Source organism: Altererythrobacter sp. Z27, assembly GCF_052683155.1.
Genome location: NZ_JBQYMC010000001.1, coordinates 1,806,530 through 1,832,432 on the forward strand (window position 1 = coordinate 1,806,530; position 25,903 = coordinate 1,832,432).

Below are 25,903 nucleotides of genomic sequence, written 5' to 3' on the forward strand. Positions count from 1 at the left end.
GTGCGGCTTCGCGGAAGTAGAGCCGCCAAAGACTACAAAAACAAAAACCACCGCCAAACCCGCGAAGGCTACCACTTCACGGCCACAATCCCGCAGAACTGCGCTGTTCTGAGGGGCTAATTCTCACATGTCGGGAAGAGACAAGGCTAGGTGGCGGAGCAGGAGGGATTCGAACCCTCGATACGGGGTTACCGTATACACACTTTCCAGGCGTGCGCCTTCGACCACTCGGCCACTGCTCCGCGTGCCCCGTTTATTGGCCTACCGTGCGGTGCGCTACTTGAGGCCTGAGACAGACCGGCGCGGATAGCCGTGCTATCCCCCTTTCGCAACCCGCAATCAGGTGGCACACATCGGCGGATGAAAAACCTCCTTCTCGGCGTCGCCGCCATCGCCCTTTCGGTAAGCGCACTCGCGCAAGACGCAGCGCCTTCGCCCAACGAAATCGTCGCCGCTGCGCCGCAATCTGACTGGGTGCGGATTCCCGCGGACGACCTGCTGGTGATGGACCTCGCCCCCGATGCAGAAGGCAATCCGCGCCGGGTAGTGATCCAATTGATGCCACCGCCCTTCAGCCAGGGTTGGGTGCACAATATCAAACTGCTCGCACGCAGCGGCTGGTTCGACAACATCAGCGTCAACCGGGTGCAGGACAATTACGTCGTGCAATGGGGCGATCCCAATTACGACAATCCCGAAGCGGAGGGTGAGACGAAGAAGCTGCCCGAGGGGCTGAAGGTGATGGGGGAGAGCGAGTATGTTGCCCCGCTCGACGCAGTCCATCCAGCCAGTGAAGCGGTAAATGGCGATGACCCCGAGCAATTCGAGAATCTGCTCGCATCGATCCGGGCGCTCGCCGATGCGCCGGAGATACGTGACCCCTATGCGCAGTCGTTCGAATTCTACAAAGGCTGGCCGATAGCAGGCGATTTCGACAATAACTGGCCCGTCCATTGCTATGGCATGGTCGGCGTAGGGCGGAACTACTCTCCCGACACCGGCTCTGGCGCGGAGCTATACACGGTGATCGGCCATGCGCCACGCCAGCTCGATCGCAATATCGCGCTTGTGGGCCGGATCATTGAGGGGATGGAGCATCTCTCTTCGCTCCCGCGCGGAAAGGGTGAACTGGGCTTCTACGCCGAATTCGAAAAGGACAAGCGTACGCCGATCCGGCAGGTCCGCATTGCCAGCGACCTACACGAGATTCCGCAGCCCGCATTCGAATATCTCAGCACCGAAAGCGAAAGTTTCGCCCGCTATGCCGAAGCGCGCGCCAACCGCCGCGACGCCTTCTTCATCCATCCGGCAGGCGGCGCGGACATCTGCAATATCCCGGTGCCGGTGCGGCGCGTGCCGAGCGAGTGACCCTCTCTCGTCATTGCGAGGAGGCGAAGCCGACGCGGCAATCCAGCTCCGATTCTGGATTGCTTCGCTACGCTCGCAATGACGAATGACAGAGAGACTAAGCCACACCGCCCCGCTCACCCGCTGGCAGGGCGAACGCGGCACCTGGTACCTGCTTGTCATCACCGGTGAAGCTGCCGAAGCGATCGCGATGCATGCGCGGCTCTATCGGCTCGAATATGGCAGACAGCGCGGCTTCGGCTCGGTCAAGGTCATGGCGCGCATCGGCGGCACCGAATGGAAGAGTTCCGTCTTCCCGCAAAAGGAGTCCCTGCCCTCAAGTAGCGAAGCGACAGGGCAACCAAGACGCGAATGGATTCTTCTCGTCAGCCGGAAAGTAATGCGCGCCGAAGACATTGTCGCCGGCGATCGGGTCTGCGTGGAGCTGGAACTGCACTAGAGCTTCTGCATCAATTCGATGCGGTTGCCGAAGGGGTCTGCGATATCCCCCCGGCGATACCCCTTCAGCGGCTTGCCCGGCGTAAACGGAACGCCGCTTTCTTCGAGCCGAGTAACCAGCGAGGCCAGATCGTCGACCAGCAATGCGGGATGCGCGCGCTGCGCTGGCAGGAAATCCTGTTCGACCCCGCAATGGATATGCGCCGTGCCGCTGGAGAACCAGCAGCCGCCGCTGATCGCTAGATGCGCGGGCTTGGGCACTTCCACCATTCCCAGCACTTCGACGAAAAATTGCCGTGCTTCGTATTCGCCGCCATGCGGCATGGCCAGCTGGACATGGTCGATGCCGATGACCCGGGCCAAGCGCGCCTCCCTAGATCCGTTCTGCCTGCGCCACCGCGTCGCTGGCGCGCAAGGCGCTGAGGATGCGGGTAAGGTGCGCCAAATCCTGCACTTCGCTGTCGATTTCATAAGTGGTGAAGGGATGGTCGGTCTCGACCTGGTCGAGCGCTTTCACATTGACGTGGTTCTGCGCGAAGATTCCAGCCATCTCGGCCAGAGTGCCCGGCCGGTCATATAGCGTCACGCGCAAGCGACCGACCGCACCCTGCGAGCGACGGCCCCAGCTGAGGTCGAGCCAGTCGGCATCGACGCCATTGGCCAGCTCGAAACAGCCGATCGAATGCACCTCCACCGGCTCGCCTTTCTTGCGCAGCCCCACGATACGGTCGCCCGGCACAGGGTGGCAGCATTCGGCAAGCTGGAAGCCGACCCCGGGGGTGAGCCCGCGGATCGAGATCTGGTGCTCGCGCCGGGTCCAGTCGTCATCGTCGCCAAGATCGGTGGTGCAGCCGGGCACCAGCGCTTCCATTACTTCGCGGTCGGTCAGGCGTGCTGCGCCGATCGCGAACATCAAATCTTCCTCGTCGATCAGCTCGAGCCGCTTGACCGCTTCGCGCACTGCCTTCTTGCCGATCCGCGCCGGAACCTTGGTGGCGATTTCGTCGAACAGCTTGCGACCGATCTCGGCGATTTCGGCGCGCTCCTTGAGCCGCACCGCGCGGCGGATCGCCGCACGCGCCTTGCCGGTCACGACGAAGCCGAGCCACGAAAGCTGCGGTTCCGCAGTCTTGCTCTTGATGATTTCGACCACATCGCCATTCGCCAGTGGCGTGCGCAGCGGCATGTGCCGCCCGTTGATCTTCGCGCCCACCGCTTGCGCACCAAGGTCGGTATGCACGGCGAAAGCGAAATCGACCGGGGTCGCGCCCTTGGGTAGCTGGAACAGCCCGCCCTTGGGCGTGAAGGCAAAAATGCGGTCCTGGTAGATCGCAAGCCTGGTGTGCTCGAGCAGTTCCTCGGCATCGTGGCTGGCATCGACGATTTCGATCAGGTCGCGCAGCCAACCGACTTGCCCGTCCGGCCGGTCGCCTTGCTTGTAGGCCCAATGCGCTGCCAGCCCGAACTCGTTGGTCATGTGCATCAGGCGGGTGCGGATCTGTACTTCCACCCGCATCGAATTCTCATACATCAGCGACGTGTGGAGCGACTTGTAGCCATTGCTCTTGGGCGTCGAGATGTAATCCTTGAACTTGCCCGGCAGGAACTGCCACGTGGTGTGCAGCACGCCCATGGCGGCATAGCAATCGGCCTCGGTATCGCAGATCACGCGGAAGGCCATGATATCGGTCACCTGTTCGAAGCTGACATGGCGTTCGGCCATCTTCTTCCAGATCGAATAGGGATGCTTCTCGCGGCCCGAGACTTCGACCTTGAGCCCCGCTTCGGCGAGCCGCTGCTTGACCTTGAGCGCAATCGCATCGACCTGCCCGCCATCCTGGCTGCGCAGTTCCTCCAGCTTGCTGGTGATGGTGGCATAGGCTTCGGGCTCAAGCTGCTCGAAGGCGAGCAGCTGCATTTCGCGCATGTATTCATACATGCCCACCCGCTCGGCCAGCGGGGCGTAGATATCCATCGTCTCGCGCGCGATGCGCTGTCGTTTTTCCGGCGACTTGATGAAGTGCAGCGTGCGCATGTTGTGCAAGCGGTCGGCCAGCTTGACCAGCAGGACGCGAATGTCCTCGCTCATCGCCAGCAGGAACTTGCGCAAATTCTCCGCCGCGCGCTCGTTCTCGGCCATCTGCTCGATCTTCGAGAGCTTGGTCACGCCGTCGACCAGCCGCGCGACGTCGGTGCCGAAATTGGCTTCGATATCCTCGATCGTCGCCAGCGTATCCTCGACCGTATCGTGCAGCAGAGCGGTGATGATGGTCTGCTGGTCGAGCTTCAGGTCGGTCATCAGCCCGGCGACCTCGACCGGGTGACTGAAATAGGGATCGCCGCTGGCACGCCGCTGCGTGCCATGCTTCTGCACCGTGTAGACATAGGCGCGGTTGAGCGCCGCCTCATCGGCGTCGGGGTCGTAACCGAGGACCCGTTCAACAAGTTCGTATTGGCGAAGCATCGTGCCCTGAATGTGCGGTGCAGCGGGGCTTATTGCAATGCGGAAATTCTCGGACGCGCGCAAGCAATGCACGCGCAGCCCGCAGGGGCCGCCCTCACCGCGGCGGAGGCTTCAGCTCCACACCGCTTCGGGCGGCAGGCTCATGAGAATGGCATCGACATTGCCGCCGGTCTTGAGCCCGAACAGCGTGCCGCGATCGTAGACGAGGTTGAATTCGGCATAGCGCCCGCGCCATTCCAGCTGGGTCTGCTTTTCTTCGGGCGTAAACTCGCTGCCCATCCGCCGCCGCACGAGTTGCGGGAAGATGTCGAGAAATGCCTTGCCGACATCCTGGGTGAAAGCGAAATTGCGCTCGAACGCCGCCTCGTCGGTGCATTCGAGGTGATCGTAGAAGATCCCGCCTACGCCGCGATGCACGCCGCGATGCGGGATGAAGAAATAGTCGTCAGCCCATTTCCTGAAGCGTTCGTAATAGGTCGGATTGTGCGCCGCGCAGGCCGCGCGGAAACGCGCGTGGAAATCCGCCGTGTCCTCTTCATAGGGGATCGGCGGATTGAGGTCCGCCCCGCCGCCGAACCACGCCGCCTGGGTCGTCAGGAAGCGCGTGTTCATATGCACTGCGGGCACATGCGGGTTGGCCATATGCGCGACCAGGCTGATGCCGGTGGCGGTGAAGCCCGGTTCCTCGGCACTCGCGCCATTGATGGTCGCAGCGAATTCCTTGCTGAAATTGCCCTTCACGGTCGAGACATTGACCCCGACCTTTTCGAACACCTTGCCTTTCATCAGGCCCCGCGTGCCGCCGCCGGGATCGGGATTGCCCGCTTCCTCGCGGTTCCACCTCGTATATTCGAAGGCGGCGTCCGATCCGGCCTCGCGCTCGATCGCTTCGAATTCGGCGCAGATCTGGTCGCGCAGGCTTTCGAACCATTGCTGCGCGCGGGCGGTGTAGGGTGTCCAATCGGTCATGGCATCCCCTTGCCAAAGCGCGCGGGGCGCGGCAAGTGAGAGCGATGGTTCCCCTTTCGTTCGCCCCGATGGAATTTGCCGGCCACGAATTGCTGCTGGCCGAGGGGCGCGCGCTGTACTGGCCGCGCGAGCAGGCCTTGCTGGTGGCCGATCTGCATCTCGAGAAAGCGAGCTTTTATGCGCGCCATGGCCAGATGCTTCCGCCCTATGACAGCCGCGAGACGCTGGAGCGCGTAGCCGATGCAGTGAAGCTGACCGGCGCGCGGCGCGTGATAACGCTGGGCGACAATTTCCATGACGAAGGCGGCACTTCGCGGCTCGACCCCTATGCCGCAGGCATGCTCGAGGCGCTGACGCGTGCGCTCGACTGGGTCTGGATCACCGGCAACCATGACGGGCAGATGCAGCGCGGTTTCGGCGGGACGCTGGTCGAAGAACTCGAGCTTGGAGGCGTGATCCTGCGGCATGAAGCGCAATCGGGAGAAGCACGCCCTGAGCTTTCTGGTCATTTCCATCCCAAGGTGCGGGTCAAGGTGCGCGACCGGCATATCAGCCGACCCTGCGCGGTGGTGAGCCGCGGTGCCGGTAAATCTGACCGGATGATCCTGCCGGCCTTCGGTGCGCTCACCGGCGGGATGGACGCGGGCGCACCCGAAATCCGCGCTGCGCTGATGCCTGCCAGCCGGATCGATGCGGTGCTTCCGGCAAGGGGAAAGCTGGTGCAATTGCCGCTTTGGCGCGAAGCCGCGTAACCCCTAGCGTTCGGCCCCGTTTGTCCCTACATAGCGGCCACAGAATCAAGGCTGAAACAGGAGAAAACCCCATAGCCCGTCCACCCCGGCGTTCGCTGGCCCCGCCTATCAAGAGCGGCCCGCGCTACGATGAATTTATCCAGTCCGACAAGGTACGCGTGATCGATCACGAAGGTGAAAACCTTGGCGTGATGTACACCCGCGAAGCGATCGAGCAGGCCAACGAACTCGGCCTCAACCTAGTCGAAGTTTCTCCCAACGCCGATCCGCCGGTGGCCAAGTTCCTCGATGTGGGCAAGTACCGCTACGAGGCGCAGAAGAAGGCCAACGCCGCGCGCAAGACACAAAAGACGCAGGAGATCAAAGAGATCAAGATGCGTCCCAACATCGACACGCACGATTATGACGTGAAGATGCGCAACGTGAACAAGTTCATCGAACATGGCGACAAGGTGAAGGTCACCCTGCGCTTCCGCGGCCGCGAAATGGCGCACCAGGAACTCGGCATGAACCTGCTCAAGCGGGTGCAAGACGATGTGGCGGAAATCGCCAAGGTCGAAGCCTTCCCGCGGCTCGAAGGCCGCCAGATGCTGATGGTGCTGGCTCCGAAGTAAGCCGCTATCGCATCGGGATACTAGCAAGGGGCGTGTCCGAAAGGCGCGCCCTTTTCGCTTTCCTGATGCCAAACGGCTCGACGAGCGGCTTGTGCCATTCGACCGAAGTCATTGATGGTTTTCAGGGATCGTCTATTTTGGCGGCGTAAAGAATTGCACACCTACCGGGCACATGACGCAGCACTATGCGTTTGCCCGTCCAGTACCCCCAATTGGAGCCATCATGCTTAAGTCACTGCTTGCCGGTGTCGGCATCCTCGCCCTTGCTCTCACAGCGCCAGCCAGCGCCGAGACTTCCGATGCGCCCGCCAGTGAAGCGATCGCCCAGTTCGTGCCTCACCCTACTGGCAGGACGACAAGGTTCGATTTCAGCCATTGGGACCAGGCGCTGGATTTCTTTGTGCTCGAGTTGGGCCCGTCGCTGCGCGAGAACGCTTTCCGGCCGGACGCGGATGTCGGGTCGAGACTGGTCTACGGCCATACCTCCCGGTACCGGCTCGAGGGCAACCGGGTCGTATTCTCGATGCTGGAACCCGAAGTGATCGAGACGCTGACCGAATACCGCAAGGATCTCGAGCACATCGGCAACACAGTCGATATCGGCAGCATGCCGCGCAACGAACAGCTGGCCTTCTGGATCAATTTGCACAACGTGGCGATGGTCGAACAGATTGCCCGCGCCTATCCCGTCAGGCAGCCGCGCAGCATCAAGATCGATGGCCTCCCGCTCGACGAAGCGCCCGTCCTTGCGATCAGGGGAATGGCCCTGAGCCCGCGCGACATCCGCACTCGGATCGTCTATCCCAACTGGAAGGATCCGAACGTGATCTACGGCTTCTTCCGCGGGGAAATCGGCGGCCCCTCACTCCAGTCCAACGCCTATAACGGCGAAAATGTCGGCGCCTTGCTCGAACTCTCCGCCAATGAATTCGTGAACTCGCTGCGCGGCGCACAATCGAGCGGGGATACGCTGCTGGTTTCCGAGATCTACGAAGAAGCCCGGCCCTTTTTCTTCGCCGACTGGCCCGAATCCCTGCGCGAGCACATCAAGTATCACGCCGACGAGGAAGTGCAGTCGATCCTCGCCAAGACCGGCCCCGTCAAAGCCTCGATCTACGAGCACGACATCGCCGACCTGGCGGGCGGCGAGCGCGCCCCGATCTACAGCAATGTAGAGAGCTGCGGCGGGGCGGGCGGTGGCCAGACCGGGATGGGCGATTGCTCGCCGATCAATTCACAAATCCCGCAGAATGTGCTGCGTTTCGTTCAGGAGCGGTCCGCCAAGGTCAATGCACTGATCAAGCGAGGCCGCCTGGGCCGCGTCATCATCGGACAGACCGATGCAGACGGGAACCCGGTCGAAGTCGAATAGCCACCGGATAATTCTGCTTTCCGACAATGCTTTGGCCTTGTGCCGGGGCATCCGGACTTGTTACCCCCCTCGTCAGCGCGCATCGGCGTCGCAACGGGGGAGCAGAATGACTGCCAAACGCATCGGGTTGATCCTTGGGCCGCTGGCCTTTGCGCTGACTGCGCTGACCGCACCGCCCGCCGGATTGCCCGCGGCGGCATGGCTGGTCGCGGGGCTGGTCGTGTGGATGGCAGCATGGTGGATGACCGAGGCGATCCCGCTGACCGCCACCGCGCTGCTCCCGTTCATTGTCCTGCCATTCGGCGGAGTGGGTAGCGCGCGCGAAGTCGCCTCGAGCTATTATTCGCCGATCCTGTTCCTGATCCTGGGCGGCGCTTTCATCGCGCTGGCGATCGAGCGCACCGGCCTCCACAAGCGGCTGAGCCTCGCCATCCTGCGCATGGTCGGCGCAAGCGGCGGGCAAACGCAGTTGCTGCTGGCTTTCATGATCAGCGCGGCGCTGCTTTCCATGCTTATCTCCAACACTTCGACCGCGCTCATCATGATGCCCATGGCGCTGGCGGTGCTGGCGGGTGGCGGGGTTCCCGATGAGGACAAGGAGGGGCTCGCGGGTGCCTTGCCGATGGGGATTGCCTTTGCCGCCAGCATCGGTGGGCTTGGCACCGTGGTCGGTTCTCCCACCAATGCCATTGCAGTCGGCTTGCTCGACACCATCGCCGGAGTTCGGATCAGCTTCGCCGAATGGTCGCTCTATGGCATGCCAATCGTGATCGTCGGCGTCCCGCTCGCCGCGTGGATCGTCGCCCGGACACAGAAGGTCGCCGCGCATCCCTTCGATGTCGCCAAGGCGCGAGCGGCGATCGACACCCATGCCGCATGGACCCTGCCCGAGAAACGGCTGGTGCCGCTCGTCGCGGTGACCTTCGTCGCGTGGATGAGCGTGCCGCTGGTCGAACCTTACCTGCCGGGCGGGAGCTGGGAAGACGGGACGATCGCCATCCTCGCCGGGCTTGCGCTGTTCCTCATCCCCGACGGCACCGGCCGGCCGCTGCTGGAATGGAAGGAAGCCGACCGCGCGCCATGGGGCGTGATCATGATGTTCGGCGGCGGATTGGCGCTGGCAGCCGGGATGCAGGCGTCGGGCCTCGCCGAATGGCTGGGGCAGGCGCTGCTCCCGCTCAGCAATGTGCCCTTGCCGCTGGTTGCGCTGGCGATCGTGGCGATGGTGGTGCTGGTGACCGAATTCGCGAGCAATGTCGCGACAGCCAGCGGGATCATCCCTGTGGTCGCGAGCCTGATCGTTGCGCTGGGGGCAGACCCGATCCTGCTCGCCATGCCCGCAGCAATCGCCGCCAGCTGGGGCTTCATGCTTCCCGCCGGGACCGGGCCGAACGCAATCGCCTGGGCGACGGGGCGGATCCGGATCGAGCGCATGGTGGGCGCGGGCCTGGCGCTCGACATCCTCGGCATTGCCTTGATCGTCGGGCTGGTCTGGGGCGTCGCATCGATCGCCGGTTGATATCATTTGAAACCGGTTGAAGCTTGCCCGGCATGGCGGTATTCGCGCGGGCATCGTTTCAGGCATCCGGTGCAGAAGCGTTCCTGCGGAGGTTAGGAACGGGCGGCCCGGACGGCTCCTAACCGGCTCCTGCCTTCCTAGGAGCGTTGCGGACGCGGCCTTGACCAAGAGGCAATCCGGCAGCGCCCGCACACTGGGAGGAATATCCATGACCGACGCTATCGACGCCGTCGACCAACCCACGCCGCGCCGCAAGCCGAAGGAACCGATCACCACGATCGGCGGGCGCCCGATGAAGCCCAGCACGCTGATGATGGGCTATGGCTATGATCCGGTGCTGTCCGAAGGATCGCTCAAGCCGCCGATCTTCCTCACCAGCACTTTCGCCTTCGAAAACGCTGCTGCGGGCAAGCGTCATTTCGAAGGCATCACCGGCAAGCGCGCGGGCGGGGCCGAAGGGCTGGTCTATTCGCGCTTCAACGGGCCCAACCAGGAAATCCTCGAAGACCGGCTGGCGATCTGGGACGGGGCGGAAGACGCACTCAGCTTCTCCAGCGGCATGACCGCGATCTGCATCCTGATGATGGCCTTTGTCAGCCAGGGCGACGTGATCGTGCATTCGGGGCCGCTCTATGCAGCCAGCGAAGGCTTCGTTGCAAGGGTGCTGAGCAAGTTTGGCGTGACCTATGTCGACTTCCCCGCCGGCGCGACGCGCGAAGAGATCGACGCGGTGCTCGCCAAGGCGAAGGCGCAGGCCGAGGCCAATGGCGGCAAGGTCGCGATGATCTATCTCGAGAGCCCGGCCAACCCCACCAATGCACTGGTCGACGTCGAAGTGGTGACGGCGGCGCGCGATGCGGCGCTCGATCTTGCGGTCACGCCGATCGCGATCGACAACACCTTCCTCGGCCCGCTGTGGCAGCGGCCGATCGACAATGGCGCCGACATCGTGTGCTATTCGCTCACCAAATATTTCGGCGGCCATTCGGACCTTGTCGCTGGCAGCGTGGCAGGCGCGAAGAAGTGGATGGACCCGGTCCGCGCGCTCCGCAACACCATGGGCGGCATCGCCGATCCCAACACCGCATGGATGCTGCTGCGCAGCCTGGAAACGGTCGAACTGCGGATGCAGCGCGCGGGCGAAAACGCCGCCAAGGTGTGCGAATATCTGCGCAGCCATCCCAAGGTCGAAGGCCTGGGCTATCTTGGCTTCATCCAGGATGCGCGCCAGCAGGATATCTTCGACCGGCATTGCAGCGGCGCCGGCTCGACCTTCTCGCTCTTCATCAAGGGCGGCGAGGCCGAGTCCTTCGCTTTCCTCGATGCGCTCAAGGTAGCCAAGCTCGCGGTCAGCCTGGGCGGAACCGAGACGCTTGCCAGCCACCCGGCTTCGATGACGCACCTCTCGGTGCCGGACGAGCGCAAGGCCGCGCTCGGCATCACTGACAACCTCGTGCGCATCTCGATCGGGATCGAAGACCCGGACGATTTGATCGCCGATTTCGAACAGGCACTGGCTAAGGTCTGATTGCGCAATGACGCTGCGCCTCGCGCCATTTCTGGCCCTTATTTTTCAGATGCCGGTATTGGCGCAAGGGATGTCGACTTCCGAAGCTGCCGCGCTCGACGCTGCGGCCGCAGCTCTTTGCGATCGAAAGGTCGCGGTGCTGGGCGAAGCCGAGCACGGTGATGCGCGGACCGAGACCTTCAAGATCGCCCTGATTGAACGACTGGTTGCACAGTGCGGCTATTCGGCGGTGCTATTCGAAGCGAGTTTTTACGAATTCGTGCAGCTCGATCGTATCCGTCGCGGTGGACGACAGGTAACACCCGATCAAATTGCCACCGCGGTCGGTGGGTTATGGAAGTTCGACCGGGAATTCCAGCCTTTGCTGCCCTATCTGGCAAGCCGCATAAACACCGGCACAGTCCGGCTTGGTGGCTTCGACTTTCAGTTGGGAGGCGTAGGACAGGACTTCACCAATTTTGGCGTCACGGCCGAGCTGGCCGGTGAGCTCGCGCCCGAAGATGGCCAGCGCTGCCGCGCGGTTTTCCGGGACATGCTTTTCACGGGCAACAATCCGGAACGCCGACGGGTCGCCGCCACATGCCTCGCCTTGATCGGCGGGCTGCCCCGCTCGGTCGATCCCAATGTCCGGCGCGAACGACAGGAAATGCTGGCGAACCTGTCCGCCTTCGCGGCGGCCGACCCGGTCGAAACGAACAACTATTTCGCCAGCCGCGACCGCGAGATGTTCGCCAATTTCAAGCGCTGGATGGCCCGATGGCCGTCGGAAACCAAGGCGATCATCTGGACAGCGAATTCTCACGCCGCGCGTGCGCCGCACGGGCATGCGGGCTTTGAGGGGATCAAGCCGTTCGGGGCTTACCTTGCGGGCCACTATGGCGGCGAGGTATTTGCGCTGGGCTTTGCCGCGCAAGCGGGAACAATGCGCGGCCACCCCGCGCCGCACCTTATCGAAACTGTCGAACCGGATTCGCTTGAAGCTGTCGTCGGACCGATCACGCGCGATGGGGCGGTGTTTTTCGACAAGACCGCGCTGGCGAACGCCGGGGCGCGGCCCTCGGGCATGTTCAGCTATTCACCAATCGTCGCCGACTGGGCGCAATTGTTTGACGGCGTGGTGGTATTCGATCACCAGGACGCCGCCGGTGACATCCGTACGGATGAAGTGCCAAAGTGACAGTAGCTGAAGCCTCTGGCAGGCTGCAACCGAGGTGCAGGCGACCATGCCTGCAATCCAGTTTGGCAGCTGCGGAGGGAGAGCGACATCATGGCTGACAGCAAGCCGGTTTTTCTCGTCATCGGCGCAGGCGCGGGGATCGGCGGGCACGCCGCCGCGCGCTTTGCCGCAGGGGGCTATCACGCGGTGCTGGCGCGCCGCAGCGATGAGGAAGGTCTCGCCCGGCTGGTGAGCCAGATTGAGCAGGCAGGCGGCTCGGCCACCGGAACGCTGCTCAATGCGAGCGAGGACGGCACGATCGAGGAGCTGGTCGAACGGGTCGAGCGCGACATCGGCCCGATCGATTGCGCGCTCTACAATCTGGGCGCGCAGATCGGGAACCGTAGCCTTGAAGAGACGCCACACCGCACCTTCGAGCTCGGTTGGCGGCTGGGCTGTTTCGGCCTGTTTCGCCTTGCGCATGAGATGCTCCCGGCGATGGTCGAGCGGGGCAAGGGCACCCTACTTGTCACTTCGGCCACGGCGGCGGTGCGCGGCAATGCGGGCCAGCACAGCCATGCCGCAGCGATGGGCGGGCGGCGCATGTTGTGCCAGACGCTCAATGCCGAATTCGCGCCCAAGGGCGTGCATGTCGCGCATGTGATCGTCGATGGCGCGGTCGACGCGCCCGATACTTTGGGCAAGATGCTGGGCGACAGGTTTGAAGCCTTCAAGAGCCTCAAAGGCGATGACGGCGTGGTCAATCCCGGCGCGCTCGCCGAAACCTACTGGCACCTTGCGCAGCAGCCCCGCAATTGCTGGACGCACGAGATCGACGCCAGGCCGTGGCTGGACGTTCCGTGGTGGAACGACAACCCCAGCCCGGCAATCGATACGCGCAAGTAGCGCTCAGGTCGCGCCCAGCATCTGGCCGGGCTGCGGCCCGCCGCCGCCCAGCGCCATCGGCTGGCGCTTCCAATAGGTCAGCGAACGCCAGACCCATTCGAGTGGGCCGAAGCGGAAATTGCGCAGCCAGATCACGCTGAACACAATCTCAACCACGGCGATCGTCAGAACCAGCAGGTAAAGCTGTGAGCGATCGAGCTGGCCATAGAGGCCGAACCCGAAACCGTAGAACAGGAAGGTGCAGATCAGCGTCTGGCCGATGTAGTTGGTCAGCGCCATCTGCCCGGCGGCGGCGAACCCCTGCTGGAGCCACTTGAAGAGGCCCAGCTTCACCACCGCCAGAACCAGCCCGATATGCCCGGCCACCATGGCAAGTCGACTGAACTGGTATGTCCTTCCGGCTTCCGCCGCGGCAACCGGGCCATAATCTCCCGCGGCCAGCAGCCCAAGTTCGTAAAGCCCCAGCGGTATGCCGATGCCATAGCCCACCAGCACCATCAGGCCGTAGAAGCGCACACTGCGTTCGGCCGAAAGCACGCCCCATTTGAGCAGCGCCATGCCGATCAGCATGAAGGGCAGCACGTCCGTGAAAATCCAGTACGGCGCGTGCGTCCATTGGAAGGAATAGCTGAAGTCGAACTGGCCCTTCACCGCCTCGACGTAGGTACCCTGATGCCACCCTTCGAACATTGCAGTCGATTCCTCGGTCGGGATGAATTCACTCTCCCGCTCCGCCCAGCTGTCGATCGACGCCTGCTGTTCCGGGCTTAGCGCCGCTCCGCTATCGGCAACGGCCTGTGCGGCAGCGGCGACCTGGGATTGGGCCGCTACTTCATGATAATCCTGGTTGCCCGAATAGGCGGCATAAAGCAGTCCGACGATCCCGACCGCAAATTGCACGCGCGCGGGCAGCTTGCGGACTGCAAACAGCAAGAAACCGCACAGCGAGTAGAGAAAGAGAATTTCGCCGGTCCATAGCAGGAGCGCCCAGTGGATCACGCCGAACAGCATGAGCCAGCTCATCCGGCGAAAATGGATCTCGGCGGTGGTGAGGCCCGCGCCGGAATTCTCCATCCGTTCGGTCATCAGTACGACCCCAGCCCCGAACAGCATCGAGAAGATGCCGCGCATGGTGCCCTCGAAACCCACGTTCATGATTTCGAACAGCTGGAGGTTCAGCCCGGTGCTGCCCCCGGCAGCATAGGGATTGCCATAGGCTTGCCAGATCATCCCGAAGGCGGAAATGTTCATCAGCAGGATGCCGAAAACGGCGATCCCGCGCAGGATATCGAGTGAATCGATGCGATTGGATTTGGCGACGGGCGCAGCAGCGCCAGCCGATTGTTCGACATTGGTCATCAGGGAACCCCCCAGTCCCCGAGGCAGCACATGAGGCCGCGACCCATATGCCTGGCGACACCGCCCTCGGTGAAACGATGCCGCTGGAGTGGAAGCTATCGTCTATCGTTTTCGAAGGCAATCCGGCTGCGCGGATTATTGACGGACCAGCTACACAGGGGTGGCCGCCAACCGTCGACAAGGCCAATCGTCGAGGGATCCTCGATCTGGACGTTCTGGGACGAATCTATATAATTTCGTGAAATCATGGTGTTGTGGTCAAAAGCAATTCGGGGGCAGTCATGAAGGCTAATGTGATTGTCTCGGCATTCCTGGCTCTATCCGTTTCAACACCAACCTTCGCCAAGGAACCCATCGAGGCCACAGCGGTCACGCAATGGGAAGTGGACTTCGCTCCGGAGAGTTGCGGCATTAAGCGCCACTTCCAGCTTGGCGAAGGGATTGTCAGCTTCGAGCTGAGGCAATTTACACCGCACGACGGCTTCGATCTGACCGTCTTCACTAACACACTCAAACGAACAGGAGCGAGTCCCGAAATCCGGTTTGGCGAGCATGACGATACAATCAGGCACGATTCCTTTTTCAAATTGTTGAGCGGCGAATGGAGCGGCATCAAGTTGATGTTGCCCGGAAACTATTTCGGCGATGGGGCCCAGAAAAGACGTGTTCTGTCCATATCGAAGTCGTTCGAGCAGGACATGGCCTTGCCGCTCGACAGTCTTGATCTCGCGCACAAAGCCCTGACCGACTGCATGGATGATCTGGTCGCAAGTTGGGGTCTCGATCCAGCTGGACAGAGGACGCTTTCGAAGCCGGTGGCCGTGCCGGAACTTCCTTGGGGTTGGATGAGCGATGCACTGCGAGCGACCCATTCGGAAAGGAGGAAAGCCCGGGAGGACCAAGTAAGGATCCTGCTGATCGTCGGGTCAAACGGCAGGGCAAGTTCCTGCAAGATGCTGGGAGCAATCAGCACGAGCAAATCAGCCATCAAAGCTTGCGATGGGATCATGAGGCAAGCCGAGTTCGAACCGGCCCTGGATGCCACAGGCAAGCCGGTGCGGAGCTTTTTTCTGGCTACCGGAGCTGCCTATGTCACGAGAAGCACTGTCAGTTTTTGACATCCGAACGCGGTTGGTCAAACGCCAGCCTTAACCCTTCCATTCGCGGCGTTCCTCCGCCGCTTTGAGCACTTCATAGGCCAGCTGCAGCTTCTGAAACTCTGCGGCAGCGTCCTTGTCGCCCGGCTTCACATCCGGATGGACTGTCTTGGCCTTTTCGCGCCACGCCTTCTTGATCGCGACGAAATCGGCATCGGCTTCGAGTTCGAGCACGCCCAGCGCGCGCATTTCGTCCTGACTGCGGCTGCCGTCGCCCGCGCCGGCCCAGCCGTAGTGCGAGGCTTCGGCATAGCCCGAATTGTCGCGCCGTTCGGTGCGCGCGCGCTCTTCGCGTTCGGCCTTGTCGAGCCCCTCGAAATAGTCCCACTTCGAATTGTATTCCGCCGCATGCTGCTGGCAGAAATACCACCGGTCGGGGCTATTGGGCGCCTTGGGCGCAGGGCAATTGCCGGGTTCGTCGCAGCCATGCCGATCGCACAGGCGCACGCTGGTCGCCTCGCGCGAGCTGCCATAGCCCCGCCAGCGCGGAAATCCCCAGTCGAGCGAACGGCGCGGTTTAGGCATGGGCACCCCTGCTGCAAATCGCCGGCCATGTCGTTCGTCTGACGCACATGGCAATCAGTCTAGGGACGATTGCGATTGTTTGGAAGATGTGGGAACCAGTTTCGATACGAAATGTTGCAATGCAATAATTCGTCAATATATGCGCGCTAGACGCGGCCCGAGAGACCCCCGATGAGCAAGCAACTCGCCATTTCCAGCAGCTTCGCCACCTTTGCCATGGCGGCGATGGCGCTGTTCGTCACGCCGGACCATTCGGGCCTGCCCAGCGGCAATGGCTTTGCAGGCTTGCAGGCCGAGAGCCCCGCTCTCGACCTGCCGCGACCGTCGATCTTCCTCGATTAATTCACCACCACGCTGACAGCGCGACGGTTGCGCGCCCAGGCTTCCTCGTTCGAGCCGAGTGCCACCGGGCGTTCCTTGCCATAGCTGACCGTGGCGATGCGGCCCGCATTGACGCCAAGGCTGACGAGGAAATTCTTCGCCGCATTGGCGCGGCGCTCGCCCAGCGCGAGGTTGTATTCACGCGTGCCGCGTTCGTCGGCATGGCCTTCGATCGTGATCGAAACCTGCGGATAGCGCGAAAGATACTGCGCCTGCGTCTGCAAACGTGCCGAGTCTTCGCTGTCGATATTGAAACGGTCGGTGTCGAAAAAGATCACGTTCTGCCCGTTGACCGCATTTTCGAAATGCGCCTGGCTGCCGACGCGCGGGCCGGTGGGAGTGGGCGCCGGCGTGGGAACCGGAGTGCTGGTGGTGGAGGGCGGCGGCGGAGGCAGTTCTTCCGGAGCTTTCTTGGCACAGGCCGCCATGGCAGCCGTGCCCGCCAGAAGCATCGCAGTCTTCATTCCGATATTCATGATACTTCCCTTTCGATGGGCGGCGCGCGTTTTGTGAAGGGGCGGCCGCTGTTAGTCTCTTATACCTCAGGGGAGGATCGGTCCCCAGGCCGGATCCGACGCGTCGACCGGCGTCGGCAATTTCCTTTCATTGCGGCCGGTCAGGTCGACCTGCCACAGCGATGACCGGCCCGTGTTGCGCTCGGTCCGGAAGAACTGGATGATGCGCCCGTTGGGCGCCCATGTCGGGGCTTCATCCTGCCATCCGTTGGTGAGCGCACGGACATTGCGTCCATTGGGGCTCATCACCGCGATGTTGAAATCGCCTGCGATGCGGGTGAAGGCGATCTGGTCGCCGCGCGGGCTCCATTCGGGCGTGGCGCAACGCCCGCCGCCAAAGCTGATGCGCCGCTGGTTGGTGCCGTCGGCATTCATCACATAGCATTGCTGGCTGCCCGAACGGTCGCTTTCGAACACGATCTGCCTGCCGTCGGGCGAATAGGAACCGCCGATGTCGATCCCCGGCGTATCGGTCAACCGAACGCTCTGCCCGCCGCTCGCCGGAACGCGATAGATGTCGGTATTGCCCGCTACCGCCATCGAATAGAGGATGTAGCGCCCGTCGGGGCTCCAGCGCGGCGCGAAAGTAGGATTGCTGCTTTGCGTCACCAGCGTCTGCTGGCCGGTGCCGATGTCATAGACATAGAGCCGCGGATTGCCGTCGACATAGGAGAGATAGAGCAGCCGCTTGTAATCGGGCGAATAGCGCGGGGTCAGCGCAGTGGCGCTGCCCAGCGTCAGGAAGCGGTGGTTGGCACCGTCGCTGTCCATGATCGCGAGCCGCTTGACGCGCCTGTCCTTGGGCCCGGTTTCGGCGATATAGGCGATGCGGCTGTCGAAGAACGGGCTTTCGCCAGTCAGCCGCGCATAGATCAGGTCCGAACATTTGTGCGCCGCACGCCGCCAGTCAGCCGGAGGCACGACCCAGCCCTCGCGCACCAGCTCGTCCTGCAGCGCAACGTCATAGAGGTAACAGCCGACCACCAGCCGCCCGTCGCTCCGCGCCCGCACATAGCCGTGCACCAGCATTTCCGCACCGCGCCCGCGCCACGTGCCCCAGCTGGGCGACGTGATCTCGGCAAATGTCGGTTGCGGCAGGCTGTTCGGCCCGACCGGCTTGAACAGCCCGTTGTTCTGGAGGTTTGCGGTGATCACGCGCGCCATTTCGCGCCCGAGCGCCGCGGTGCCATCGGCATTGGCAGGAGTCGGCACATCGCGATCGGCGGCAAAACCGGGGATGGCGATCCCAAGATCTGCCCAGTCGCTTTCGTCGGTTACGGTGAAGGTCAGGCCACCATCGGCAGCCTCACCCGAAGCGTCGGTTCCGGTCGTCTCGACCTGACCGCCCTCGGCCACCGGCCTGCCCAGATCCTGGTTCTGCGCTGCGAGCGGCGCAGCGGCGAATGCAATGGCGAAGAGCAGATATTTCATCGTGACAAATTCCTATCGAAACGGGCTCCGCGGATCGACTTCCATGCGTTGTAATACTCTGCAGGCAGGTCGAACGGCGCGGCAAGTTGCACTGCGCGGATCGCGCGTTCGGCGTGCAGGCTCGCCTGCGGGCGATTAGAGGCGTTGATGCCTGACTGGCGCAGCACACGCGGCCGCCCTTTCAGGCTGCCGTCTTCATTGAGCTCGAATGCCAGCTCGGTCACCAGCAATTCGGCATCGACGCCTGAGGGTGCATTCCAATGCGGCTTAATCTGGCGCGAGATCGACTGGATCATGCTCGCCTTGGCGCTCGCGCCGATTTCGTTGGCCGGAATGCGCGTATCGTCGCTGGTGCGGCTTGAACCGGAACCTTCAAGGAAGTTCTCGCCAATCTGCGTGCCGGTGGCCTGTCGCGGCTGTTCAGCGGCCTGCTGGCGCGGGGTTTCGCGCACCGCGTTGCGGGCATTGCGCGAAGGCGGCGCCTGGTCGACCGGCGTGCGTTCGCGCGCACGCTCCGGCTGTTTGGGTTGCTCGACCGGCGCCTGCGCCTCTTCGGCAACGACCGGCGCCATGGAAGCACGGCTTTCGGCAACCGGATCGGGCGATGTCGAGCGCAGCGAAACGTCGGGCGCGAGGCTCACCGTCATGCGTTCGGGCACTTCGAGCCCTTCGCCCGGGCCCGGCTGGAACAGCAGCACGCCTGCGAGCATGAGGTGCAGCCCCAGCGCAATCGCCAGGCCGAGTTTTTCCTCCCTCCGCAGTGCTGTCGCTTCCATGATGTCCTGCCGAATTATGGCGGCGAAACTGAACTGTTGGTGACCAGCGAGATCGAGTTGAACCCCGCGCGGTTGAGTTCGCCCATCACCGCCATCACTCTGCCATAGGCCAGGCCGCGATCGCCGCGCAGCACGATCACCGGCCCTTGCCCGTCAGCACCGCGATCGATCGCGGCCAGCGCCTCGGGCAGTGCGCCCGCAGGCACGCGCTTGTCGTCGACATAGATCGTGCCCGTGGAATCGATAGAGATCGTCACCTGGTCGGGCGTCTGGTCGATCGGGTTCGCCCGGCTTTCCGGCAGCTCTACTGGCACGCCCGACGCAAGCAGCGGGGCGGTGACCATGAAGATGATCAGCAGCACCAGCATCACGTCGACGAAGGGTGTGACGTTGATCTCGGCCATTGGCGCGCGGCGGCTGCGTCGCCATGTCCTGCCCGAAGATGCGAGGTTCATGGCCATTATTTACCTCCCTGTCGGGAGGAAACGGTGCCAGCCCGCTCCCCCGCCCAGCCACTTGATAGCCTGCCTGCCACCATATCGGGTGGCTGGGCGGGGGAGCGGGCCGGAGCCGCGCAAGCCGACGCGAAGCGGAGGCGGTTCATGCACACTATGCCTTGTCCAGCTCGAAGCTCAGCCCCGCATGGAAGCGGTCGGCAAAGCGCTGCAGCCGCGCTTCATAGCGGTTCACGCGGTGGCTGAAGCGGTTGTAGGCGATCACCGCGGGGATCGCGGCGAACAGGCCGATTGCCGTGGCGAACAGCGCCTCGGCAATGCCGGGCGCGACCACCGCGAGCGATGAGCTTTCCTGCATCCCAATCTGGAAGAAGCTGTTCATGATGCCCCAGACCGTGCCGAACAGGCCGACGAAAGGCGCGACCGAACCGACGGTGGCGAGGAAATTGAGCCGTTCGGACAAATCGTCCGCTTCCTTGGCGACCTGGCTTTCCATCGCGCCGGCGAGCCGATGGCGCGTACCTTCGCGGTCGACCGGCGGGTGCTGGGTCGAGCGCTTCCATTCGGCGACGCCTGCGGCAGCAACCCGGGCCGAGGGCAGGTCCTTGCGCGCGCGGCCGGTGGTGAGGCTGTCCAACTCCTCCGCATCCCAGAAATCGGCTTCGAACTCGCGGCTGCGGCGTTCGATCTTGCCCATGCGCATGCTGAAGGAGACGATGATCGTCCACACCCAGAGACTGGCGAGGATCAGGCCGATCATCACCGTCTTCACGACGATGTCCGCTTGCAGGAACAGGTCGAGCGGGTTGAGCCTGGTGGGCGCTGCGGCAATCAGGGAAAGCAGGGTAATGGTCATGCGGGGAAGTCTTCCATGAAATTCCGGAATGCGGCACGCCAAGCGTCGGGCTGGCGACGTGGGCGGCCATCGGGAGTGATGAAGCCAACGCGCAAATTCGCTTCGGCCAGCAATTCGTCGCCGCGCCATGCCCGCTGGTGCATGCGGCAACTGGCAGCGCCAAGCTCGGTGCAGGTGGTTTCCAAGACCACATCGTCATCTAGCCTGGCGGGGCGCAAGTATTTGAGATTGATCTCCGACACCGCATAGGCGCCTTCGCCCGCTTCGATCGCGGCGCGCTGGTCGATCTCCAGCATCCTCAGCAGGTCGCTGCGCGCACGCTCGAACCAGCGAAGGTAGTTCGCGTGATAGGTGATGCCCGAAAGATCGGTGTCTTCGTAATAGACCCGCACGGCATACAGATGCCGCGCGCCGTCGAAGCAGCCTCCGGGGGGATTGGGCCCAGTGGAAACAGGTAGGTTCATTCGCGCTGCGCCTTAGCGCATGCGTGAATCGCAGGGAAGCGACCAAAGACGGACTGAATCAATCTGTCGATGAAACGCTACCTGCGCAGCAACATCGGGCCCAGCGGATGCCCACCGAAGACATGGACGTGCAAATGCGGCACTTCCTGATGGCCATGCCCGCCGATATTGGCGAGCAGGCGATAGCCGGGTTCGACCAGCCCCTTGGCGCGGGCCACTTCACCGACCGCGCGTATGAAACCGGCGATTTCCTCGGCCGAGGCATGCTGCGAGAAATCGTCCCAGCTGACATAGCGCCCCTTGGGGATCACGAGCGTGTGGATCGCCGCCTGCGGATTGATATCCTCGAAGGCGTATGCCCATTCATCCTCATAGACTTTCGCAGAGGGAATCTCCCCGCGCAGGATCTTCGCGAAGATATTGTTGTCATCATAGGGCTGGGTCGCGTCGATCGGCATTATTCGCTCCGTGAGGCTTTTTCGTCCAAACCCGAAACGCCCTCGCGCCGGTCAAGCTCGGCCAGCACGTCGGCCAGCGGAATATCCTTCGCGCCGAGCAGCACCAGCAGGTGGAACAGCACATCGGCGCTCTCGCCGACCAGTTCCTGCCGGCTGCCGGAGAGCGCGGCGATCACCGCTTCGGTCGCTTCCTCGCCCAGCTTCTGCGCAATCTTGGGAAGGCCCGCGGCGTTGAGCTTCGCGACATAACTGCTTTCGGGCGAAGCGCCGCGCCGCGAGGCGATAATTTGTTCCAGTCGGGTCAGAGTATCCATGCGCCTGCTTTCGCTCATACGCCGCGCGCCGGCAAGCCCGCCGCACGCAGCGCGGCATGCGCTTGCGAGATCGAATAGGTGCCGAAGTGAAAGATCGAGGCCGCGAGCACTGCGCTGGCATGGCCCAGGGTCACCCCTTCGACGAGGTGCTGCAAATTCCCCACTCCGCCGCTGGCAACCACCGGCACACTCACCGCATCGGCGATGGTGCGGGTGAGTTCGAGGTCATAGCCGGCCTGCGTACCGTCACCGTCCATCGAAGTAACGAGCAGTTCGCCCGCACCGAGTTCCGCCAGCCGCACTGCGTGCCCGACCGCGTCGATGCCGGTCGGCTTTCGCCCGCCGTGAGTAAATATCTCCCATTCACCCGGCGCGGTCCGCCGCGCATCGACACTGGCGACCATGCACTGGCTGCCGAATTTCGCGGCAATGTCCGCGACCAGTTCGGGCCGGGCGACCGCCGCGGAATTGACCGCGACCTTGTCTGCGCCCGCGAGCAGCAGCGCGCGCGCATCATCGGCGCTGCGCACCCCGCCGCCGACGGTGAGCGGCATGAAGCAGACTTCCGCCGTTCGGCGCACGATATCGAGCAAGGTCCCGCGCCCTTCGTGGCTGGCGGAGATGTCGAGGAAGCAGAGCTCGTCCGCACCCGCTTCGTCATAGGCCTTGGCTTGTTCGACCGGATCGCCCGCGTCCTTGAGGTCGACAAAGTTCACGCCCTTGACCACGCGCCCATCGGCAACGTCGAGGCAGGGAATTACGCGGATACGGACGGTCATGCCACCCGCCCCGCCATCGCAATCGCCGCTGCGAGGTCGAGGCGCCCTTCGTAGAGCGCGCGGCCGGTGATGACGCCTTCGATCCCCTCATGCGCATGGAGCGAGAGGACATGGATATCGTCGAGGCCCTTCACTCCGCCACTCGCGATAACGGGAATGTCGACCCGCCGTGCAAGGTCAACTGTCGCTTCGATATTCGCACCCTTCAGCAGCCCGTCGCGCCCGATGTCGGTGAACAGCAGGCTGGCGACGCCCGCATCCTCGAAGCGGCGCGCCAGATCGACCACCGGCACGTCCGACACTTCGGCCCAGCCTTCGGTCGCGACCATCCCGTCCTTCGCGTCGACCGCGACCACGATCCCGCCTTCGAACTCGCGCGCCATGTCCTTGACGAATTCCGGGTCCTTGAGCGCGGCCGATCCCATCACCACGCGCGCCACGCCAAGATCGAACCAGAACTCGACCGCCTCGGGCGTGCGGATACCGCCGCCAAGCTGGACGTAGCCCGGAAAGGCTTCGACGATCGCTTCCACCGCTTCGCGGTTGCGGCTCTCACCTGCAAACGACCCGTCGAGATCGACCACATGCAGGTGCTGCGCGCCAGCATCTGCGAACAGCAGGGCCTGCGCCGCGGGATTGTCGCCATAGACCGTGGCGCGCGCCATATCGCCTTCGGCCAACCGCACCACTTCGCCGCCCTTGAGGTCGATGGCAGGAAAGATGATCATTTCGGATCCCAATTGAGGAAACGCTCGAGCGTCGCCAGCCCATAGGCCTGGCTCTTCTCCGGATGGAACTGCACCCCGATCATGTTGTCTTTCGCGACAGCGGCCACCAGCCCTTCGCCGTGGTCAGTCATTGCAGCCACTTCATGCCCGTCGCTTGCCTCGAAGTGGTAGGAATGGAGGAAATAGGCCTCGCCTTCCTCCAGCACCGGGTGATTGCGCGCATGCGGCAGCAACGCGACGTCGTTCCAGCCCATATGGGGCACCTTGATCGACGGATCGGCGGGTTCGATCAGATGTACCTCGCCTTCGATCCAGCCGAGCCCGCGGGTCGCGCCATGTTCCAGCCCGCGGGTCGCCAGCAATTGCATGCCGACGCAAATGCCGAGGAAGGGCACGGCGTCGCCGATCACGCGCTGCTGCAGCGCTTCGACCATGCCGGGGATCGCGCGCAGCCCCTTGGCACACGCCTTAAAGCTGCCCACGCCCGGCAGCACGATCCGCTGGGCACCTCGCACCAGTTTTGGATCGGAAGTTACCGCGACATGCTCCGCCCCGGCAGCCTTCAAGGCATTATAGACCGAATGAAGGTTGCCCGCGCCGTAATCGATCAGGGCCAAGGCTTCAGCCATGATTAGCCGCCCAACTGCCCCTTGGTGCTCGGGATCGCCTCGCCCTTGCGCGGGTCCCGCTCCACCGCGACGCGCATCGCCCGGGCAAACCCCTTGTAGATGCTTTCGCAGATGTGGTGATTGTTGGTGCCGTAGAGCAGCTCGACATGCAGCGTGATGCCGGCCGTCTGCGCGATCGAGTGGAACCAGTGCTCGATCAGCTCGGTGTCCCATTCGCCCAGCCGCTCCTGCGTGAACCCGGCCTTCCAGACCAGATAGGGCCGCCCCGAAATGTCGAGCGACACCCGCGCCAGCGTTTCGTCCATCGGCGAATAGGCGCTGCCATAGCGGCCGATCCCGGCCTTGTCGCCAAGCGCCTGCAGGATCGCCTGGCCCAGCGCCAGCGCGCTGTCTTCCGTTGTGTGATGCTGGTCGACATGGAGATCGCCAGTCACCTTCATGGTCACGTCGATCAGCGAATGCTTGGCAAACTGTTCGACCATGTGATCGAGGAAGCCGATCCCGGTGGAAACGTCATAGCGGCCCGTCCCGTCAAGGTTCACCTCGATACGGATCGCGGTTTCGGCGGTGTTTCGCTCTATGCTGCCTGTGCGCATAGTGGCGCTATAGGCGCTTGCTGCGAGCGCGCAAGCATTGCTGCGCCGCAATAATCTCCTCGCGTACCAAGCGATTGTTGCTTGACCAGCGCTGCGTGCAGCGCCACCTATCAGCCATGAGTGACGATACGCCCGACAGCCTGATCCCCTATGACGAGATCGTGCAGGAAGCCCTGCGCGCCGTGGTCGGTCGTGTGCTGGGCGAAGTTGCCCAGTCGGGCGGCGATTTGCCGGGCAACCACCATTTCTACATCACTTTCAAGACCGGCGCGGCAGGCGTCTCGATCCCGCCGCAATTGCGCGAGCGCTTTCCCGACGAGATGACGATCGTGCTGCAGAACAAGTTCTGGGACCTGCAGGTGGGCGAGGACGGTTTCTCGGTGGGGCTGAGCTTCAACCAGATCCCCGCAAAGCTCTCGATTCCCTTCGGTGCGATCACCGCCTTCGTCGATCCCGCAGTCGATTTCGGGCTACAGTTCCAGGCCACTGTGCCCGACATGGAGCCCGAAGCGCACGAAAATGCCGAGAATGACGAGCCGGATGGCGACGGCCCGACCAAAGGCGGGGATGATGGCTCGAACGTGGTCACAGTGGATTTCGGACGCAAGAAATAGGTCGATTGCGCATTGCAGCGCACTTGATTCCTGACCCCGCTTTGCGCCAACAGCGCACATGGCCGACCAACCCGAAAAGATCGATGCGCTGCAACGCCGCGGCTTGATGTTCATCCTGTCGTCGCCCTCGGGCGCTGGCAAGACGACGATCTCGCGCATGCTGCTGGCCGCCGACAGCGAGCTAAAGCTCTCGGTCTCGGTCACCACCCGCACTCCGCGCCCAGGCGAAGTGGAAGGGGTGCATTACCACTTCGTCGACGATGTCGAATTCGACCGGATGATCGAGGAAGACGATTTCTACGAATGGGCGCATGTCTTCGGCCACCGCTACGGAACGCCAAAGGGGCGCATCCGCGCCGCGCTGAAGGAAGGGCAGGACTTTCTGTTCGACATCGACTGGCAAGGCACGCAGCAGCTCTTCCAGAAGGACCAGCAGGACGTGGCTCGGGTGTTCATCCTGCCGCCCAGCCTCGAGGAACTGCGCCGGCGGCTGGAAACACGCGCGACCGACAGCGCCGAGGTGATCGAAAGCCGGATGGAGCGCGCCCGCGCCGAGATCAGCCACTGGGACGGTTACGACTATGTCGTGATCAATGACGATGTCCAGCTGTGCTTCGACAAGGTGCGCGAAATCCTCCATGCCGAACGGATGAAACGCCAGCGCCAGACCGGGCTGATCCCTTTCGTGCGCGGGCTGATGGGCTAAAAAGCATCGTTCGGGGCTGCTCCGGTCGGCCACGCGACGGAATTCTGCTGTATCTCTGCCCTTGCGGCGTTACG

The 25,903-nt window shown here is 63.1% G+C and carries 30 protein-coding genes and 1 tRNA gene; 13 read left to right on the plus strand and 18 right to left on the minus strand.

Going from position 1 to position 25,903, the window contains the following annotated elements:
* Positions 1 to 151 precede the first annotated feature (151 nt).
* A tRNA-Ser gene (locus ACUJ47_RS08785) sits at positions 152 to 242 on the minus strand.
* A 118-nt stretch (positions 243 to 360) separates the two neighbouring features.
* On the opposite strand from ACUJ47_RS08785, the gene ACUJ47_RS08790 reads away from it, so the two are divergent.
* Positions 361 to 1,368, plus strand: coding sequence for a peptidylprolyl isomerase (locus tag ACUJ47_RS08790; RefSeq protein WP_445538027.1), 1,008 nt, complete (start codon positions 361 to 363; stop codon positions 1,366 to 1,368).
* A gap of 85 nt (positions 1,369 to 1,453) precedes the next feature.
* Positions 1,454 to 1,807, plus strand: a complete 354-nt coding sequence (locus ACUJ47_RS08795) for a DUF1905 domain-containing protein (protein WP_445538028.1) — start codon at positions 1,454 to 1,456, stop codon at positions 1,805 to 1,807.
* On the opposite strand, the gene ACUJ47_RS08800 is transcribed toward ACUJ47_RS08795, so the two are convergent.
* From ACUJ47_RS08800 to hemF, 3 genes are all read right to left on the minus strand, one after another.
* Complete coding sequence (locus ACUJ47_RS08800; protein WP_445538029.1) at positions 1,804 to 2,169, minus strand: VOC family protein; 366 nt, start codon at positions 2,167 to 2,169, stop codon at positions 1,804 to 1,806. The two genes, ACUJ47_RS08795 and ACUJ47_RS08800, sit on opposite strands and share 4 nt — an antisense overlap.
* Positions 2,170 to 2,179: 10 nt before the next feature.
* A complete protein-coding gene (locus ACUJ47_RS08805; protein WP_445538030.1) occupies positions 2,180 to 4,270 on the minus strand; it encodes a RelA/SpoT family protein in 2,091 nt (696 codons plus the stop codon).
* Between the two features lie 111 nt (positions 4,271 to 4,381).
* A complete protein-coding gene (gene hemF, locus ACUJ47_RS08810; protein WP_445538031.1) occupies positions 4,382 to 5,239 on the minus strand; it encodes an oxygen-dependent coproporphyrinogen oxidase in 858 nt (285 codons plus the stop codon).
* Positions 5,240 to 5,283: 44 nt separating this feature from the next.
* On the opposite strand from hemF, the gene pdeM reads away from it, so the two are divergent.
* The 7 genes from pdeM (at position 5,284) to ACUJ47_RS08845 (ending at position 13,086) form a co-directional block, all read left to right on the plus strand.
* Positions 5,284 to 5,991 carry a ligase-associated DNA damage response endonuclease PdeM gene (pdeM, locus tag ACUJ47_RS08815; RefSeq protein ID WP_445538032.1) on the plus strand — a complete coding sequence of 236 codons (708 nt, stop codon included), beginning with the start codon at positions 5,284 to 5,286 and terminating at the stop codon, positions 5,989 to 5,991.
* Positions 5,992 to 6,086: 95 nt separating this feature from the next.
* Complete coding sequence (infC, locus tag ACUJ47_RS08820; protein WP_354144151.1) at positions 6,087 to 6,605, plus strand: translation initiation factor IF-3; 519 nt, start codon at positions 6,087 to 6,089, stop codon at positions 6,603 to 6,605.
* Positions 6,606 to 6,828: 223 nt separating this feature from the next.
* Complete coding sequence (locus tag ACUJ47_RS08825) at positions 6,829 to 7,977, plus strand: DUF547 domain-containing protein (protein ID WP_445538033.1); 1,149 nt, start codon at positions 6,829 to 6,831, stop codon at positions 7,975 to 7,977.
* A 106-nt stretch (positions 7,978 to 8,083) separates the two neighbouring features.
* Positions 8,084 to 9,496 (plus strand): SLC13 family permease, encoded by a 1,413-nt coding sequence (locus ACUJ47_RS08830; protein WP_445538034.1) that lies wholly within the window; start codon positions 8,084 to 8,086, stop codon positions 9,494 to 9,496.
* A gap of 208 nt (positions 9,497 to 9,704) precedes the next feature.
* Positions 9,705 to 11,024 carry a cystathionine gamma-synthase family protein gene (locus ACUJ47_RS08835; RefSeq protein WP_445538035.1) on the plus strand — a complete coding sequence of 440 codons (1,320 nt, stop codon included), beginning with the start codon at positions 9,705 to 9,707 and terminating at the stop codon, positions 11,022 to 11,024.
* A gap of 70 nt (positions 11,025 to 11,094) precedes the next feature.
* The gene (locus tag ACUJ47_RS08840) at positions 11,095 to 12,201 is read left to right on the plus strand and encodes an erythromycin esterase family protein (RefSeq protein WP_445538036.1); all 1,107 of its coding nucleotides are present in this window, start codon (positions 11,095 to 11,097) and stop codon (positions 12,199 to 12,201) included.
* Positions 12,202 to 12,291: 90 nt separating this feature from the next.
* Entirely contained in the window at positions 12,292 to 13,086 is a 795-nt protein-coding gene (locus ACUJ47_RS08845) for an SDR family NAD(P)-dependent oxidoreductase (RefSeq protein WP_445538037.1), read from the plus strand.
* A 3-nt stretch (positions 13,087 to 13,089) separates the two neighbouring features.
* Here the strand turns inward: ACUJ47_RS08845 and ACUJ47_RS08850 are convergent, their stop codons facing one another.
* The gene (locus ACUJ47_RS08850) at positions 13,090 to 14,445 is read right to left on the minus strand and encodes a DUF418 domain-containing protein (protein ID WP_445538038.1); all 1,356 of its coding nucleotides are present in this window, start codon (positions 14,443 to 14,445) and stop codon (positions 13,090 to 13,092) included.
* Positions 14,446 to 14,726: 281 nt separating this feature from the next.
* On the opposite strand from ACUJ47_RS08850, the gene ACUJ47_RS08855 reads away from it, so the two are divergent.
* Positions 14,727 to 15,563: a hypothetical protein gene (locus tag ACUJ47_RS08855; protein WP_445538039.1), complete on the plus strand. Its 837-nt coding sequence runs from the start codon at positions 14,727 to 14,729 to the stop codon at positions 15,561 to 15,563.
* 30 nt (positions 15,564 to 15,593) lie between these two features.
* On the opposite strand, the gene ACUJ47_RS08860 is transcribed toward ACUJ47_RS08855, so the two are convergent.
* Positions 15,594 to 16,127 (minus strand): J domain-containing protein, encoded by a 534-nt coding sequence (locus tag ACUJ47_RS08860; RefSeq protein WP_445538040.1) that lies wholly within the window; start codon positions 16,125 to 16,127, stop codon positions 15,594 to 15,596.
* A gap of 171 nt (positions 16,128 to 16,298) precedes the next feature.
* On the opposite strand from ACUJ47_RS08860, the gene ACUJ47_RS08865 reads away from it, so the two are divergent.
* Complete coding sequence (locus tag ACUJ47_RS08865) at positions 16,299 to 16,469, plus strand: hypothetical protein (protein ID WP_445538041.1); 171 nt, start codon at positions 16,299 to 16,301, stop codon at positions 16,467 to 16,469.
* Here the strand turns inward: ACUJ47_RS08865 and pal are convergent.
* From pal to hisB, 12 genes are all read right to left on the minus strand, one after another.
* Positions 16,466 to 16,984 (minus strand): peptidoglycan-associated lipoprotein Pal, encoded by a 519-nt coding sequence (gene pal / locus ACUJ47_RS08870; RefSeq protein ID WP_445538042.1) that lies wholly within the window; start codon positions 16,982 to 16,984, stop codon positions 16,466 to 16,468. The two genes, ACUJ47_RS08865 and pal, sit on opposite strands and share 4 nt — an antisense overlap.
* Before the next feature lie 66 nt (positions 16,985 to 17,050).
* Complete coding sequence (gene tolB, locus ACUJ47_RS08875) at positions 17,051 to 18,454, minus strand: Tol-Pal system beta propeller repeat protein TolB (protein ID WP_445538043.1); 1,404 nt, start codon at positions 18,452 to 18,454, stop codon at positions 17,051 to 17,053.
* Positions 18,451 to 19,230, minus strand: a complete 780-nt coding sequence (locus tag ACUJ47_RS08880; protein ID WP_445538044.1) for an energy transducer TonB — start codon at positions 19,228 to 19,230, stop codon at positions 18,451 to 18,453. Before ACUJ47_RS08880 ends, tolB begins: the two co-directional genes overlap by 4 nt.
* 14 nt (positions 19,231 to 19,244) lie before the next feature.
* The gene (locus ACUJ47_RS08885; protein ID WP_445538045.1) at positions 19,245 to 19,691 is read right to left on the minus strand and encodes an ExbD/TolR family protein; all 447 of its coding nucleotides are present in this window, start codon (positions 19,689 to 19,691) and stop codon (positions 19,245 to 19,247) included.
* A gap of 148 nt (positions 19,692 to 19,839) precedes the next feature.
* Complete coding sequence (tolQ, locus tag ACUJ47_RS08890) at positions 19,840 to 20,541, minus strand: protein TolQ (protein ID WP_445538046.1); 702 nt, start codon at positions 20,539 to 20,541, stop codon at positions 19,840 to 19,842.
* On the minus strand, positions 20,538 to 21,005 hold the full coding sequence (locus tag ACUJ47_RS08895) for a YbgC/FadM family acyl-CoA thioesterase (RefSeq protein ID WP_445538047.1): 468 nt from the start codon (positions 21,003 to 21,005) through the stop codon (positions 20,538 to 20,540). Before ACUJ47_RS08895 ends, tolQ begins: the two co-directional genes overlap by 4 nt.
* Positions 21,006 to 21,082: 77 nt before the next feature.
* Complete coding sequence (locus ACUJ47_RS08900) at positions 21,083 to 21,463, minus strand: histidine triad nucleotide-binding protein (RefSeq protein ID WP_354144102.1); 381 nt, start codon at positions 21,461 to 21,463, stop codon at positions 21,083 to 21,085.
* Positions 21,463 to 21,777 carry a phosphoribosyl-ATP diphosphatase gene (locus tag ACUJ47_RS08905; RefSeq protein WP_445538048.1) on the minus strand — a complete coding sequence of 105 codons (315 nt, stop codon included), beginning with the start codon at positions 21,775 to 21,777 and terminating at the stop codon, positions 21,463 to 21,465. Before ACUJ47_RS08905 ends, ACUJ47_RS08900 begins: the two co-directional genes overlap by 1 nt.
* Positions 21,778 to 21,791: 14 nt before the next feature.
* Entirely contained in the window at positions 21,792 to 22,556 is a 765-nt protein-coding gene (gene hisF, locus ACUJ47_RS08910) for an imidazole glycerol phosphate synthase subunit HisF (protein WP_445538049.1), read from the minus strand.
* Positions 22,553 to 23,284, minus strand: a complete 732-nt coding sequence (gene hisA / locus ACUJ47_RS08915; RefSeq protein ID WP_445538050.1) for a 1-(5-phosphoribosyl)-5-[(5-phosphoribosylamino)methylideneamino]imidazole-4-carboxamide isomerase — start codon at positions 23,282 to 23,284, stop codon at positions 22,553 to 22,555. The genes hisF and hisA overlap by 4 nt, the downstream gene beginning before the upstream one ends.
* Positions 23,281 to 23,913: an imidazole glycerol phosphate synthase subunit HisH gene (hisH, locus tag ACUJ47_RS08920; RefSeq protein WP_445538051.1), complete on the minus strand. Its 633-nt coding sequence runs from the start codon at positions 23,911 to 23,913 to the stop codon at positions 23,281 to 23,283. Before hisH ends, hisA begins: the two co-directional genes overlap by 4 nt.
* A 2-nt stretch (positions 23,914 to 23,915) precedes the next feature.
* Positions 23,916 to 24,509, minus strand: coding sequence for an imidazoleglycerol-phosphate dehydratase HisB (hisB, locus tag ACUJ47_RS08925; protein ID WP_445538052.1), 594 nt, complete (start codon positions 24,507 to 24,509; stop codon positions 23,916 to 23,918).
* 116 nt (positions 24,510 to 24,625) lie between these two features.
* Here hisB and ACUJ47_RS08930 point away from each other — a divergent pair, with 116 nt between their 5' ends.
* Positions 24,626 to 25,123 carry an SspB family protein gene (locus tag ACUJ47_RS08930; protein ID WP_445538053.1) on the plus strand — a complete coding sequence of 166 codons (498 nt, stop codon included), beginning with the start codon at positions 24,626 to 24,628 and terminating at the stop codon, positions 25,121 to 25,123.
* A 58-nt stretch (positions 25,124 to 25,181) separates the two neighbouring features.
* Positions 25,182 to 25,829 (plus strand): guanylate kinase, encoded by a 648-nt coding sequence (gene gmk, locus ACUJ47_RS08935; protein ID WP_445538054.1) that lies wholly within the window; start codon positions 25,182 to 25,184, stop codon positions 25,827 to 25,829.
* Positions 25,830 to 25,903 lie beyond the last annotated feature (74 nt).